This is a genomic window from Mesorhizobium sp. AD1-1 (assembly GCF_020164655.1).
In the GTDB taxonomy this organism is placed as follows: domain Bacteria; phylum Pseudomonadota; class Alphaproteobacteria; order Rhizobiales; family Rhizobiaceae; genus Mesorhizobium; species Mesorhizobium ciceri.
Map to the genome: position 1 here is coordinate 116,987 of NZ_JAIUGP010000005.1, position 14,283 is coordinate 131,269.

14 protein-coding genes are annotated in these 14,283 nt (G+C 63.4%); 11 read left to right on the forward strand and 3 right to left on the reverse strand.

The genetic code is table 11. From position 1 onward, the window contains the following. The 4 genes from LB519_RS12165 (at position 1) to LB519_RS12180 (ending at position 3,905) form a co-directional block, all read left to right on the forward strand. Positions 1 to 1,029 carry a thiamine pyrophosphate-dependent dehydrogenase E1 component subunit alpha gene (locus LB519_RS12165; protein ID WP_063169131.1) on the forward strand — a complete coding sequence of 343 codons (1,029 nt, stop codon included), beginning with the start codon at positions 1 to 3 and terminating at the stop codon, positions 1,027 to 1,029. After that, a complete protein-coding gene (locus LB519_RS12170) occupies positions 1,029 to 2,027 on the forward strand; it encodes an alpha-ketoacid dehydrogenase subunit beta (RefSeq protein ID WP_224620139.1) in 999 nt (332 codons plus the stop codon). Before LB519_RS12165 ends, LB519_RS12170 begins: the two co-directional genes overlap by 1 nt. A 3-nt stretch (positions 2,028 to 2,030) precedes the next feature. Continuing rightward, on the forward strand, positions 2,031 to 3,422 hold the full coding sequence (locus tag LB519_RS12175; protein ID WP_224620140.1) for a pyruvate dehydrogenase complex dihydrolipoamide acetyltransferase: 1,392 nt from the start codon (positions 2,031 to 2,033) through the stop codon (positions 3,420 to 3,422). Between the two features lie 114 nt (positions 3,423 to 3,536). Continuing rightward, a complete protein-coding gene (locus tag LB519_RS12180) occupies positions 3,537 to 3,905 on the forward strand; it encodes a hypothetical protein (RefSeq protein WP_224620141.1) in 369 nt (122 codons plus the stop codon). Here LB519_RS12180 and LB519_RS12185 read toward each other — a convergent pair. Further along, the gene (locus tag LB519_RS12185) at positions 3,902 to 4,873 is read right to left on the reverse strand and encodes a sugar-binding transcriptional regulator (protein WP_224620142.1); all 972 of its coding nucleotides are present in this window, start codon (positions 4,871 to 4,873) and stop codon (positions 3,902 to 3,904) included. The genes LB519_RS12180 and LB519_RS12185 overlap by 4 nt on opposite strands. Positions 4,874 to 5,131: 258 nt before the next feature. Between LB519_RS12185 and LB519_RS12190 the strand changes: the two genes are divergently transcribed. The 6 genes from LB519_RS12190 to LB519_RS12215 all read left to right on the forward strand — a co-directional run bounded on the left by LB519_RS12190 (position 5,132) and on the right by LB519_RS12215 (position 12,174). Beyond that, positions 5,132 to 6,118 carry an ABC transporter substrate-binding protein gene (locus LB519_RS12190; RefSeq protein WP_013529319.1) on the forward strand — a complete coding sequence of 329 codons (987 nt, stop codon included), beginning with the start codon at positions 5,132 to 5,134 and terminating at the stop codon, positions 6,116 to 6,118. A gap of 92 nt (positions 6,119 to 6,210) precedes the next feature. After that, positions 6,211 to 7,914 (forward strand): ABC transporter permease, encoded by a 1,704-nt coding sequence (locus LB519_RS12195; RefSeq protein WP_224620143.1) that lies wholly within the window; start codon positions 6,211 to 6,213, stop codon positions 7,912 to 7,914. Next, positions 7,902 to 8,981 carry an ABC transporter ATP-binding protein gene (locus LB519_RS12200; RefSeq protein WP_013529321.1) on the forward strand — a complete coding sequence of 360 codons (1,080 nt, stop codon included), beginning with the start codon at positions 7,902 to 7,904 and terminating at the stop codon, positions 8,979 to 8,981. The genes LB519_RS12195 and LB519_RS12200 overlap by 13 nt, the downstream gene beginning before the upstream one ends. Continuing rightward, positions 8,981 to 10,147 carry an MBL fold metallo-hydrolase gene (locus tag LB519_RS12205; RefSeq protein WP_224620218.1) on the forward strand — a complete coding sequence of 389 codons (1,167 nt, stop codon included), beginning with the start codon at positions 8,981 to 8,983 and terminating at the stop codon, positions 10,145 to 10,147. The genes LB519_RS12200 and LB519_RS12205 overlap by 1 nt, the downstream gene beginning before the upstream one ends. Next, the gene (locus tag LB519_RS12210) at positions 10,144 to 10,902 is read left to right on the forward strand and encodes a 5'/3'-nucleotidase SurE (RefSeq protein WP_013529323.1); all 759 of its coding nucleotides are present in this window, start codon (positions 10,144 to 10,146) and stop codon (positions 10,900 to 10,902) included. Before LB519_RS12205 ends, LB519_RS12210 begins: the two co-directional genes overlap by 4 nt. 108 nt (positions 10,903 to 11,010) lie before the next feature. After that, the gene (locus tag LB519_RS12215) at positions 11,011 to 12,174 is read left to right on the forward strand and encodes a DUF930 domain-containing protein (protein ID WP_224620144.1); all 1,164 of its coding nucleotides are present in this window, start codon (positions 11,011 to 11,013) and stop codon (positions 12,172 to 12,174) included. Here LB519_RS12215 and LB519_RS12220 read toward each other — a convergent pair. Together LB519_RS12220 and LB519_RS12225 are read right to left on the reverse strand one after the other, a co-directional pair. Next, positions 12,171 to 12,845 (reverse strand): HAD family hydrolase, encoded by a 675-nt coding sequence (locus LB519_RS12220; protein WP_013529325.1) that lies wholly within the window; start codon positions 12,843 to 12,845, stop codon positions 12,171 to 12,173. The genes LB519_RS12215 and LB519_RS12220 overlap by 4 nt on opposite strands. Before the next feature lie 94 nt (positions 12,846 to 12,939). Beyond that, the gene (locus tag LB519_RS12225) at positions 12,940 to 13,581 is read right to left on the reverse strand and encodes a hypothetical protein (RefSeq protein ID WP_027162939.1); all 642 of its coding nucleotides are present in this window, start codon (positions 13,579 to 13,581) and stop codon (positions 12,940 to 12,942) included. A 196-nt stretch (positions 13,582 to 13,777) separates the two neighbouring features. Between LB519_RS12225 and LB519_RS12230 the strand changes: the two genes are divergently transcribed. After that, positions 13,778 to 14,215: a transcriptional regulator GutM gene (locus tag LB519_RS12230; protein WP_013529327.1), complete on the forward strand. Its 438-nt coding sequence runs from the start codon at positions 13,778 to 13,780 to the stop codon at positions 14,213 to 14,215. Positions 14,216 to 14,283: the final 68 nt, after the last annotated feature.

Consider the following 14,283-nt stretch of genomic DNA (forward strand, 5'->3'; position numbering starts at 1 on the left):
ATGGCCACAGCCAGCAAAGCCGTCACTGACAGTCGCGCCAATCTGCCCTTCGTCTACCGCCAGTACAGCGCCGAGCAGCTCAAGCAGGTGCTCCACAAGATGTACCTGATCCGCCGCTTCGAAGAGGGCGCGGAGGAGTGCTACACGCGCGGCCTCATCCATGGCACCATGCATTTGTCGATCGGCCAGGAAGCCAGCGCCATGGGCATCTGCATGCCGCTTGCCGAGGATGACCAGATCACCTCGACGCATCGCGGTCACGGCCACTGCATTGCCAAGGGCGCCGAGGTCAAGCGCATGTTCGCCGAGTTCTTCGGCAAGACCACAGGCTACTGCAAGGGCCGTGGCGGCTCGATGCACATCGCCGATGTCGGCAAGGGCAATCTCGGCGCCAATGGCATCGTCGGTGGCGGTATTCCGATCGCCGTGGGGGCGGCATTGTCCTCCAAGATGATGAAGACCGGCAAGGTCGTGGTCTCCTTCTTCGGCGATGGCGCCAACAATGAAGGCGCTTTCCACGAGGCGCTCAACATGGCGGCGGTCTGGAAGCTGCCTGTCATTTTCGTCTGCGAGAACAATGGCTACGGCATGTCGACATCGACAGCCCGCTCGACCGCGGTCAAGAACATCGCCGAGCGCGCCGCCGCCTATTCGATGCCGGGCGTCATCGTCAACGGCAACATCTTCTCCGAGGTCGCCGAGGCGTCTCATCAGGCTGTTGCCCGAGCCCGCGCCGGCGAGGGGCCGACGCTGATCGAGTCCAAGACCTATCGCCATCGCGGCCATTCCAAGAGCGACCGCAACCGCTATCGCACCAAGGAAGAGATCGAGGACTGGATGTCGAACCGCGATCCGATCACCCTGTTCGAAAGCGAGCTCAGGGAATTCGGCTTCATCGACGACAAGGGCATCGAGGCCATTCGCGATGCCGTGGCGCAAGAGATCGCCGAGGGCATCGAGTTCGCCAAGGCGAGCCCTTCGCCCGATATCAGCGAGACGGGAAATTACGTGTATACGGAGCAGGCGTGATGGACGCGATGGTGCGTGAACTGAGCTACGCCCAGGCGATCCAGGAGGCCATGGCGATCGCCATGGACATGGACGAACGCGTTTTCCTGATGGGCGAGGATATCGGCGTCTATGGCGGCGCCTTCCAGGTCACCGGCGACCTGGTCGAACGTTACGGCGCTGACCGCGTCATCGACACGCCGATTTCGGAACTGGGCGGCGCGGGCGTCGCGGTGGGCGCTGCGCTCACCGGCATGCGGCCGATCTTCGAGTTCCAGTTTTCCGATTTCGCCACGCTTGCCATGGAGCAGATCGTCAACCAGGCGGCCAAGATGCGCTTCATGCTGGGCGGCGAGGTTTCGGTTCCCGTGGTGATGCGCTTTCCCGCCGGTTCCGGCACCGGTGCGGCCGCGCAGCACAGCCAGAGCCTCGAAGCCTGGCTCGGCCATGTGCCGGGTCTGAAGGTCATCCAGCCGGCGACCCCCTATGATGCCAAGGGCATGCTTTTGGCGGCGGTCGCCGATCCCGATCCGGTCATGATCTTCGAGCACAAGCTGCTCTACAAGATGAAGGGCCCGGTGCCCGAAGGCTATTACACCGTGCCGATCGGCAAGGCCGATATCTGCCGCGAAGGCCGGGATCTCACCATCGTCGCCACCTCGATCATGGTGCAGAAGGCGCTCGACGCGGCAGCCGTGCTGGAGAGCGAAGGCATCGACGTCGAAGTCGTCGATCTTCGGACCATCCGGCCGATGGACAAGCAGACCGTCATCGACAGCGTCAAGAAGACGTCGCGGCTGCTATGCGTCTACGAAGCGGTCAAGACGCTGGGCATCGGCGCCGAGGTCAGCGCCATGATCGCCGAGAGCGAAGCGTTCGACTATCTCGACGCGCCGATCGTGCGGCTGGGCGGCGCCGAAACGCCGATCCCCTACAATCCGGAACTCGAGAAGGCGACGGTGCCGCAAATTCCGGACATCATCACCGCCGCGCGCGACCTCGTGAAAGGGGTCCGCTAGCCCATGCCGACCGAAGTCATTCTTCCCAAGGTCGACATGGACATGGCGACCGGACAGATCTCGCGCTGGTTTGCCGAGGAGGGCGCGCACGTCAAGAAGGGCGATGTGCTGTTCGAGATCGAGACCGACAAGGCGGCGATGGAAATCGATGCGCCGGCCAGCGGCGTGCTGCGCGATGTCACCGGCAAAGAGGGTGTCGATATTGCGGTCGGCGCTGCCGTGGCGTGGATCTATGCCGACGGTGAGGCCTATGGGGCTGATGCTGCTGCGGCCAAGCAGGACAAGGCGCCAATCTCCCCACCCGCGGGGGAGATGTCGACGAAGTCGACGGAGGGGGGCGCTGTCGCGCCAACGTCTCATTCTGTCACGCACCCCTCTGCCCTGCCCTCTTTGCCGCCACTTGGCATCTCCCCCACAAGGGCGGAGATCGGCCAGTCGCCATCGGCCGGCCGTGCAACACCGCTTGCCCGGCGCCTGGCCCGTGAGGCCGGCCTGAACCTCTCGACCATATCTGGCACCGGCCCGCATGGCCGGGTGGTGAGGGCCGATGTCGACGCGGCCATTGCCGGTGGCAGCGCCCAGACGGCGCCTGCCGCCAAGGCTCCGGCTGGCGTGCCCGCTGCTGCTGCCGCGCCGGTAAAGGCGATGTCGGACGATCAGGTGCTGAAACTGTTCGAACAGGGCTCCTACGACCTCGTCCCGCATGACAATATGCGCAAGACCATTGCGCGCCGCCTGGTCGAGGCCAAGACCACCATTCCGCATTTCTACCTGACGCTCGACTGCGAGCTCGATGCGCTGCTGGCGCTGCGCACGCAGATCAATGCGGCAGCCCCGGTGAAGAAGACCGACAAGGGCGAGGCACCGGCCTATAAGCTGTCGGTCAACGATATGGTGATCAAGGCGATGGCCATGGCGCTGAAGGCGGTGCCCGATGCCAATGCCTCGTGGACCGAAAGCGCCATGGTCAAGCACAGGCACGCCGATGTCGGCGTTGCCGTGTCGATCCCCGGCGGCCTGATCACGCCGATCATCCGGCATGCCGACGAAAAAACGCTGTCCACCATCTCCAACGAGATGAAGGATCTGGCCAGTCGCGCGCGCAGCCGCAAGCTGAAGCCGGAAGAGTATCAGGGTGGCACCACGGCGGTGTCCAATCTCGGCATGTTCGGCATCAAGGACTTTGCCGCGGTCATCAACCCGCCGCACGCGACCATCCTGGCAGTCGGCGCCGGCGAGGAGCGGGCAGTGGTCAAGAACGGCGAGATCAGAATAGCCACCGTGATGTCGGTGACGCTGTCGACCGACCACCGCGCCGTGGACGGTGCGCTGGGTGCCGAACTGCTGGTCGCCTTCAAGAACCTCCTTGAAAATCCGATGGGCCTGCTGGTCTGATCCACCAAGCAGAAGCCGGCGCCGACTGATGCGCCGGCTTGCGACAGAAACGACTTGTCAGGCGCTGACCCTTGACCCATGTTCTATCTGGATTGCGATCCAGGGAGGCCAAATATGCCTGCATTCGACCCATCTGACGTCAAAACCCTGTTCGGCAAGGTCATGGGTGCGTCGCCATCCGACATCAAGCTGGTGGCGCAGCGCCTGCACGACCACGCCTTCGAGCCTCGCATGTCGGCGGAGGAGACCAGGCAACTCGTCGTCAGCCTCGGCTATGACAGTCTGGACGCGTTCTGCGCCGACATCGGTCTGCCCACGCATATCGCCGAGCGGTGGAGCCGTTTTGGTGTTTCCGGCGAGATGAAGCAGGTGTTCACACTGTTGGCGGCGCAGCGCAAGCGGGTGGCCGAGGCGATCGCCGAATTCGAATCCATGACCCATGTCGGCGTCGAGGATTTTTTGCGCGAGCGCGGGCTGATCTAACCGCCCTTGGCAAGCAGCGCCGTGGCGGTATCGCTGTCAGTGATCAGCACATTGGTGTCGACGGCTTTCAGCGCGGCGAGGATTGCCGCGACCTTGCGCTTGCCGCCCGCGGCGAGAACCACATTCGGCACCTGGCCGACCACATCGAGATCGATGGCCATGACACGCCCGTTGACCTCGTGGTCCACCAAACGGCCATTGGCATCGACGAAATAGCACAGCATGTTGGCGACCGCGCCCTTCGCTTTCAACGGAGCGATCAGCGATGACGGAACGATGCCATGCCGGAAGATGGTGGCGTCGGGCGACATGTCGCCGACGGTGAGCAGCGCGATGTCGGCGGCGGCCGCGCGTTGGCGCACATCCTGCAGGGTCGGCTGTGCCCAGAGGAGATCGCGCAGCGAGGAATTGTCGACCGTGACCGGCGCGGTGATCTGGTAGCTGTCGACCTCGAAGACATCGGCTACCTTGGCGGCAACGATGGACGGATTGATCCATTGCGAGTGCGGCAGGCTGCCGACGAGCGCCACCACACAGGCACGCTTCAACTGCCGGCGGGCAAGGAAGCCGAGGCTGGCATGCAGGGTCGCGCCGCCACCGATGGCCAGCGTCATGCCGTCCTGCATCTGCTCGCCGAGATAGGCCGCGACGGCATGGCCGATGGCCTTCTCCAGATGGTCATGCGCCGAAGGCGTCGGGATGACGACGGCGGCGTTCAGACCCCAGCGCTTTTCCAGCTCCCGCTCGAGCGCCACCTGCCCGGCGGTCGGCGCGTTGATCATGGTGACGACAATGCCCTCGGCGGTGCAGGAGGCCAGCGTACGCATGACCTTCACCCTGGAGACATCGAGCTTTTCGGCGATCTGTTCCTGGGTGAAACCTTCGACATAGTAGAGCCATGCCGTCTTGACGGTAAGGTCCGACGAGACCATCGGCAGGCGAGCCTGTCTGGGTTTTTCTGTGGTCATCGGTTCCTGTCCCTCATGAGCCGTGGCCTGACCGGTGCTCATCAAGGAAATACCGGCCGGATGTCAACTGATGCCGGATCTGCGGCGTGTCGATTGTCGCACATTTCTGTTCATTTGTAATTGACATCGTACATATGAACATATTTTGTGGGTTTCACGCGCTGTGTCATCCACCAGTCATATGCGCCGTGCAGGGAGGAAGAGACGGGGAGCCGGCCAGAGCCGGACCGGTCATGCACAGAAAGACAGGAGGTCTCATTGAAGACGCACTTCATCAAGCTGCTGGCCAGCCAGCTGGCGCTCGCAGCAACTTTGTTTGCCGGCGTGGCAAACGCCGAAACACTGACGCTCTACACGTCCCAGCCGGAAGCCGACGCGGCCAAGACCGTGGATGCCTTCAAGAAGGCGCAGCCGGGTATCGATGTGAATATCTATCGCTCCGGAACGAGCGACATCCTGACCAAGATGGCGGCCGAGTTTGCCGCCGGCAGCCCGCAGCCCGACGTGCTTCTGATCGCCGATGCGGTCTCGATGGAGCTGTTGAAGAAGGACGACCGGCTACTGCCCTATCCCGAGGCAAAGCTCGATGGCATCGAAGCGGATGCCTATGACGCCGACAAGACCTATTTCGGCAGCAAGCTGATCACCACCGGCATCGTTTACAACACCGCTGCGACCGAGAAGCCGCAGCATTGGGCCGATCTTGCCAAGCCCGCCTATGCCGATGGCCTGGTCATGCCGAGCCCGCTCTATTCGGGTGCCGCCGCCTACCTGCTTTCGGGCTTCGTCGGCGACGCCAATTATGGCTGGGATTTCTTCCAGAAGCTGAAGACCAACAACACCGTCAGCGTGCGCGGCAATGGTGCGGTGCTGAAGTCGGTGGCATCGGGCGAAAAGCCCTATGGCATCCTGGTCGACTTCATGGCGATGAACGCCAAGAAGAAGGGTTCCCCGGTCGAGTTCGTGTTCCCCTCGGAAGGTGTGCCGGCAGTGACCGAACCGGTCGCCATCATGAAGACTGCCAGGAATGTCGACGGCGCCAAGAAGTTCGTCGACTTCATTCTTTCCGATGACGGCCAGAAGCTTGCGCTTTCGATGGGCTATCTGCCGGCGCGCGCCTCGGTCGGCCGCCCCGAATGGCTGCCGGAAGGCGTCCAGGTCAAGGTGATGCCGTTCGACACCAAGGCAATCGTCGCCAAAACCGACGCCGACAAGGCGAAGTTCTCGGAACTGTTCGGCGGCTGAGCCGGCAATCCAGTCAGGGGTGCCGTCCCAGCGGTATCCCTGACGGGCAAAACCCCGATCGCCTCGGCTGATCGACCCCAGGAAACGCAATCATGTCAACACGGATCAGGGAAAGCCGGGGCCAGGAAATGGTCCTGACGGCGGCGGTAGCCATCGTCATCGTCCTGCTTTCCCTGCTGCCGATGCTGCGCCTGATCAAGGAGATCGTGGCGCCCGGCGGCACGCTGTCGACCGTCGCGATAAAGGCGGGGCTCGCCAGTCCGGCGACCTGGATCGCCACCTGGCACACACTGGTCGTCGGTATCGGCGGCACCCTGCTTGCGGTGCTGTCTGGAACGCTGGTGGCCGTCCTCGTCACTCTGACCGATATCCGCGCTCGCAGCGCCATGGTGCTCTGTTACGTCATGCCCTTGATGATCGCGCCGCAGGTGACGGCGCTGGCCTGGCTGCAATTGTTCGGCCCGGCAAGCCCGTTCCTCAAGCTGTTTGGGGCGGCACCGCCGCTCGGTACCAGGAACCCGCTCTATTCGACATCGGGCATCATCCTGCTGCTCGGCGTGCAGTATGGCCCGCTGGTTTTCCTGTTGGTGCGCGCCGGGCTGCGCAAGCTGCCGCGCGAGCTGGTCGAAGCCGCGCGGGCGGGCGGCGCCGGCTGGTTCACCGTGCTGGTCACCATCGTGCTGCCCTTGATGACGCCGTCGATCATGGCGGCCGCTGCTCTTGCCTTCGTCTCATGCGTCGGCAATTTCGGCATTCCGGCCTTTCTCGGCATTCCCGCCAACTATCTCGTGCTGCCGACGCTGATCTATCAGAAGCTGGCCGGCGGCGGCCCCGCCGTGCTCGGCGAAACCGCGTTCCTGTCGGTGCTGATCGGCATTATCGCCATGGCGGGCATCCTTGCCCAGGAGATCATGAGCCGCCGCCGCGACTATCGCATCAGCTCCACGTCGCTTCCGGCCGAGCCCTATGAGCTCGGCCGCTGGCGGCCCGCCGTGCACGCCGGCATGTGGCTGCTGATCATCGTGGTGCTGGTCCTGCCGCTGTTCGGGCTGGTTCTGACATCGCTGGTGCCGGGCTACGGCATTGCGCTCACCGCCAAGACGGCGACGCTCGACAATTATCGCTTCGTGCTGTTCGAGCATGATGCCGCCAGTAGGGCTTTTTTCAACAGCTTCTGGCTGTCGATCGCGGCGGCCTTCTTCGCGGTCCTCGTCGCCGTGCCGATCGGCTATCTGATCGCCTGGGGCAAGCAGCGCTGGGTGCGGCTGCTCAATCTGTCGGTCGAACTGCCCTATGCCTTGCCCGGCGTGGTGCTGGCGATCGCCTCGCTGCTCATGTTCCTGCGGCCGATCCCGCTGACCGGCATCCAGCTCTACAACACCGTCTGGATCATCCTCTACGCCTATCTCGCCCGCTTCCTGGTGCTGGCGCTGCGGCCAACCATCAGCGGCTATCACCAGATCGACCGGGCGCTGGAGGAGGCGGCGCAAGTAGCGGGCGCCGGGCTGTTCACGCGCATGCGCACGATCATCTTTCCCCTGGTGGCACCGGCGGCGATCGCCGGCGGACTACTGATCTTCATGACGGCGCTCAGCGAACTCACCGTCTCGGCGCTGCTGTGGTCGTCCGGGTCGGAGACGATCGGTGTCGTGATGTTTTCCTTCGAGCAGGGCGGCGATTCCAACTATGCGGCGGCGATGTCCGTCATCACTGTGGCGGTCACTTTCCTGTTGATGCTGGTGACCAATCTGCTTGCCCCCTACCTTCCGACCGGAGTGCTGCCATGGCGCGATTGAGCCTGGACAATGTGACCAAGAGCTTCGCCAATTTCGATGCCGTCAAGGACGTATCGATCGATGTCGGCGACGGCGAGTTCCTGGCAGTGCTCGGGCCGTCCGGCTGCGGCAAGACCACGCTGCTGCGGCTCGTTGCCGGATTCGAGAAGGTGACGTCAGGCGAGATCCGTATCGGCAGCGAGGTCGTGTCGGGCAAGGGCGGCAGCGTCGCGCCGGAAAAGCGGCGCGTCGGCATCGTCTTCCAGAACTACGCGCTGTGGCCGCACATGACGGTCGCCGAAAACATCGGCTATTCGCTGAAGGTGGCGAAGCTCGACAAGGCCGTCGCCCGCCGGAAGGTTGAAGACGCACTCGCCCTGGTCAATCTGCAAGGGCTGGGCGAGCGTCGGCCGGCCAATCTGTCCGGCGGCCAACGCCAGCGCGTGGCATTGGCGCGCTGCCTTGTCGCCGCGCCCTCGTTGGTTCTGTTCGACGAGCCGCTGGCCAATCTCGACGTGCATCTGAGGGCTTCGATGGAGGACGAGTTCGCGTCCTTCCACAAGCGCACCGGCACGACGATCGTCTACATCACCCATGACCAGGCCGAGGCGATGGCGCTGGCCGATCGGATCGCGGTGATGGATGGCGGGCGTCTTGCCCAGCTGGCGACGCCACGCGAACTCTATCATGAGCCGGCAAATGAAATGGTGGCTTCCTTCATTTCGCAGGGCATTTTGCTGCCTGCGGATGTGTTGAGCGCGGAAGAAAGAGGGCACTGCAAGGTCCGCGTTCTCGGCGCGGAACTGATTGTCCGCTGCCGGCCAGGCGAGCGGCCGCGAACCGGGGCAAAGGTCTGCTGCCGGTCGGCCGATCTCGACGTGTCGCCGGATGGCCCCGGCTTCGATGGTCTGGTCAAGCGGGTGATCTATCAGGGTGGCTCGGCGCGCATCGAATTCACGCCTTCGACCAATCCCGACCTCACCTTGCATTTCGAACAGCCCGATCCGGTCGCGCTGGAGAGCGGAGCCCAGGCACGCCTGCGGATACGCTCCGGCTGGCTGATCCCGGCGGCGGGGGCGGCATCGTGATGATGCTCGACCTGCTCGGCGGCTTTGGCGAAAAGGGCCGCACCAGCCTTGCTGTCAGCAGCGGCAAGGATCGCATCCTGCTCGACGTCGGCATCAAGGTCGGCGCCTCGGGGGCGGACTACTATCCGGCGCTGAACGGCTCGGTCGCCGACATCGATGCGCTGTTCGTCTCGCATGCGCATGAGGATCATATCGGCGCGCTGAGCTGGCTGCTGTCGCGCGGTTATGCCGGTCCGATCTTCATGACCGCCGAGACCCGCGACGAGGCGCCTGCCACGCTCGCGGGCTATGCTGAGCCCGAGGATTTCAGGCGGTTTCCTTTTCCCGAAGATCGCATCGAATTGTTCGAACCCGGCGATACGCTGAAGAGCGGAAATCTTACGATCCGGACGGGACGCTCCGGACATGTCGTGGGCGGCGTCTGGTTTGCCGTCGACGATGGCGAGAGCCGCGTCGCCTATTCCGCCGATGTGGTGCCGGACAGCAATGTCTTCGTCATGGACACCATCCCGCACTGCGACCTGCTTGTCCTCGATGCTTCCTATGGCGCCGATCCGGTGCCGGGGGCGGCGCGGGCGCTCGAAATCTCGCAATGGGTTGCGAGGCATTCGGACGGGTGTCTTTTGCCGACGCCGCTCTCTGGTCGCTCGCTGGAGCTGATCGCGGCCTTGCCAGGGCCGTTCGCCATCCATGCCGGCATGCGCTCGTCCCTGGAAGCGCAGATCGGCGCCACGGCAGCCCTGTTGCCGGGCGTTTCAACGTTGCTGCGCCGCCGCTTGCAGGAAGCAGCCGACTGGACCGATGCCGATCCCCTGCCGTCCATGCCGCTGCTGGCGGATGACGGCATGGGTGAAGCCGGCCCATCGTCGCGCCTCTTGCCGCGTGCCGACCATTCCGGTTTTCCGGTGCTGCTTACCGGGCATCTGCCGTCAGGTTCGCCGGGCGATCTGTTGCACAAGGCCGGTCGGGCGGACTGGGTACGCATGCCGACCCATCCGACGCTGTCGGGCAATGTCGATATCTGGGAGAAGGCCGGCCGTCCCGCGGCACTCGGCCATTCCTGCACGCCGGATCTTCTCGGCGACCTGCAAACCCACATCCCCTCGCTGCGCACGCAGTGCCGCACCGGCCAGCGCATAGTGGTGTCGGAGGCAAGAAAACGATGAGAATTCTGATCTGCAACGATGACGGCATCGAAGCGTCGGGGCTTGCCCGTCTGGTCGCGGCCGCCAGCGCGTTGAGCGGCGATGTCTGGGTGGTCGCGCCCGACGGCAAGCGCACCGCCGCCGGCTCGTCATTGACGATTGCCAGGCCGTTGACCATGCGGCGCCTCAAACCGAACTGGTACGCCTGTTCCGGCACCCCGGCCGATTGCGTGGTAAGCGCCATGACCTGGTTGTTCGCCGATACGAAGAAGCCAGATCTGGTGCTGTCGGGTGTCAACGATGGCCGCAACGTTGCCGAGGACCTTGCCTATTCCGGCACGCTCGGCATCGCGCGGGAGGCGACTTTCTGGGGCGTTCCGGCCATTGGCTTCTCACGCGTGAAAAATCCTGATTTCACCGATGGCGACGACCAATGGCTTGGCGCGCTGATCGTGTCCCTGTGGCAATCGCGCGCCGACTGGGCCGCTGAGGGTCATTGGCTGAGCATCAACCTGCCGACCTCGCTGCCGGCCGAAATCCGCCAGCCGCGCATCGGTCGCGACAAGATCGCCCGCAAGGCCGAGATCGTGGAGAGCGACGGCGACCGCACGGTCATCACCGTGCCGCGCGGGCGGGCTCACGACAGCCAGCCGGGCGACGAGAACGACGCGATCGATGCCGGCTTCATCAGCATCAACCGGCTGAACTGGCTTGGCGAGACGCGGCTGGACGAACGGTTTCTGGACGGGATCCCGCGCCAGCGGCAAACTGGCTGACCTGAGGTCTGCGCGTCGTCATCCGATCACCAACCTGTCAGCGGTTAAATCAAGCCAATCCACTACCTATGCTTGAAGCCGCCGCTATTTCATTCCACATCGGTGCGGATGAAGGGCGAAACAGAAGAACGGCGGCGGCATTTGCTGTGGGCTTTGCCCGCATCGCTGATCCTGCATGCGCTCATCGCAGCGTTTCTGATCTATGGCCTGCCGAGACCCGAGCAGCAGCCGGTTCAGCAGGAACAGCCCGTCAATGTCGCGATCGTGCCGCCGCCCGAGAAGCCCAAGCCGAAACCTGCTCCAAAGCCGCCGGAACCGACACCTGAAAAGAAGGCTGAAAAGCCGCCTGAACAAAAACCGCCGCCGCCGAAACCGCCAGACGACCAGGTTCTGAAGCGCGTTTTCCAGTACGGCCAGAAAGATACCGGGCCGGAGAAATCGCTCGACGGAAGCAGCGCTAAACCCAACACGCCGTCGCCGGCCAAGGATGAGGCTGCAAAGCCGCCTGTCGCGCCGACACCCGCGCCGACGGAGCCCGCCCCGGCTGCAACGCCACAGCAGAAGGCAGACCCCAGCAAGCCTGACGAGAAGCCGGCCACCGTTGCGCCGGACGAAAAGCCCGCGCAAGGCGAGGAAAAGCAGGCGACCGAGGACACCGACAAACAGCAGCCGGACAAACAAGAACTCGCACCGCAACCTGACGAAAAGCAAGCCGTCGTGACGCCAAAGCCATTGACGGCTGAGACCGGTGACAAGCCGGCGCCTCCAGCTTCGACTGCAAAGGCAAAGTCCAAACCTGCCAAGACAATGACGTTCAAACCCGCAAGAGCTTTCAAAGCACCGATCGGGAATGCTGGAAGGTCAAATCCCACCAACGACGACGTTGCAGGATCACCAATCTATTCCGGCCTTCCGGGCGTCAGAAAGCTTTACTCGCAAGGGGCAACCGGCAATGCGTTCGCTACAAGCTCCATGGAGAATGTGCCGCGCGGTCAGCGGGTGGCCACCCTTTGCGGCAACGTTCTGAGCCGGGAACTGCAAAGTGCCGACTATACGGTCAAATGGGTGCCAACCATTACGCTGGACAAAGGCAATGTTCTCAATCCTCCGCAGGCCGCCTTCAGCACCAGAAACGCTTGGTACAACCTAAATTTCCGATGCGAAGTCGACGCCGATGCGACGAGGGTCCTGTCCTTCAACTTCCGTGTGGGCTCACTCGTGCCGCCTGGCGAATGGGCCAGCCGTGGATTCACAAAGTATCGTCTAAACTAGGCCGGCACACCAAACCTAGCCAATTGCCGGCTAACTTCTTGCCAGTCGGCGCAGACGAAATCGGCACCGGCAGCCGTCAGCCGCGCGGCGTGCTCGGCATAGGTATGGCCGCCGCCGGTGTAGCCGATCGCCGTCATGCCGGCGGCGATCGCGCCCTGGATGCCGAAGGGCGAGTCCTCGATGACGATGCAGTCAACGGGATTGGCGCCGATCTTGTCCGCCGCGAAGAGGAAGATGTCCGGCGCGGGCTTGCCGTTCTTGACCATCGAGGAACTGTAGATCGCATCGCCGAAGAAACGCGCCAGCCCGGTCACCGCAAGGCTGTGGTTTATGCGCTCGACGGAGGAGGACGAGGCGACACAGCGATCGCCCGCGAGCGCCTCCAGAAAGGCAGTGATTCCCGGTGTCGGCTTCAATTCCTGCGAGAACAGCACCTTGGTCTCGGCCCAGATGTCGCCGTCCGCCGCCGCCGGAAACTGGTGGCCGGTCAAATCTTTGATCCTGGCGATGATATCGGACTGCTTCATGCCGATGCATTGGGCGATGATGCTGGTGTTGACGCCGGGCATGCCGTGCTTTTCGTAGACGCGCTCATAGGCGCGGGCGGCCAGAGGCTCGCTGTCGACAAGAACGCCGTCGCAATCGAAAATAATAGGCCTTGGTCGCGCCACGCGTTTCCCTCTCGAGTCAATTTTCGCACATCGCTATCGGCAAAAAGTCAAATGTTCAATAGCACGTGCGGTTTTGGGGACGCGAAGAGCGGGCTCAAAGCTGGCGCAACGCATCGCTCGCACGGGAAGACCCGAGCGCCCGCTGCATGGCTTGCCGGGACTGCGCGCGATCCGGGGTGATCCAGTTCGGTTCGGCGCCGAGAAAGCGGTCGAGGAAAGCCACCGCATAGGCCGGCATCTCGGTCACATTCTCGCGATAGGACCACCAGGTGCGCAAATCGTCGGCGCATTTGTCGATGCCGGGTGCCGTGCCGAATTCCTGCTCGTGGATCGCCGAAATCACCGAGACGCAGTAGTTGGTGTAGAGGAAACCCTCCGGCCAGAAGCGGACGATTTCCAGCGTGCCGGCGTTCGTTTCCGTCTCGATCAGCTGCGTGAGGCCGGAGATTTCCCTGGCCGGCGCCTGTTTTATCAGCTCACGCAGCACGAGGCCGGCGGCAAAGACGATGAAGTCGGCGCGGTCGATCGCGGCGAAGCGCTTCTGCGCCTCCATGATCTCGACCCAGTCGAGAAAGGCCCTGGTGAGCTTGGCCTCGTCGATCTCGAAGCGCACGCCGAACGTGTCCGAGACCACCTTGGCGCTGCCGCGAAAGGTGGCGCGGAACCAGCGCAACTGCCGCAGCCGATGGCGAAGATCGGGCATCAAGGCCAGTTCGTCCCTGAAGGGCAGGTCCATGTTTCCTCGTATCCTGTTTCCCGGTCAGCCTAGCACAAGCGCGCCGCCGCCGAAATCTGTCAGCGGCCCTGTGGAGGACCGCTTCAGAGGCCAATATCATACATATTGACATTCTCGGAAACAAATGTTCTCACTTTGCTGTTGTCACGCGCCAGTCCAAGGTGCGATTCAACTGAGGCTTCGGGAGGAGAACCGAATGGCGATTTGGCAGTGGGGACTGCTTCTGCTGGTTATCGTGTGGGCGCTGCAGTCGCTCGGCGTCTGGCTGCAGATGCGGCACTATTCGGATGTCTTCAGGGGCGTCACCGACCAGTACAAGGACGGCTTCGTCGGAGCCGGCAATTTTCGCGGCCGGTTGGCCAAGGGCACCATCGCGCTCGTGGTGGTGACGCCCGATCTGGTCGTGCGCCGCCTGATGGTGATGAGCGGCCGTTCCGTCTTCACCAAGTTCAAGAGACATGAAGAATTCGAGGGTGTTCCCCTCGATCGACTCCGGTCCAACCCTGCAATCATGGGGGAGGGGGAACCCGGTGTGGCCGAGGCCGTGAAACGGGCGATCGAGCAGATCGACAAGACACGGTCGGAGCCGGGGAAGAAGCCGGGCCTGTCCGGTTTGAACGTAGCAAGGGCTTAGAGCCGGATGATTTCGGGCTCTAAATCAAAGGGATAGAGGACGCCGCGCACCGACTGGGATCAACCGGC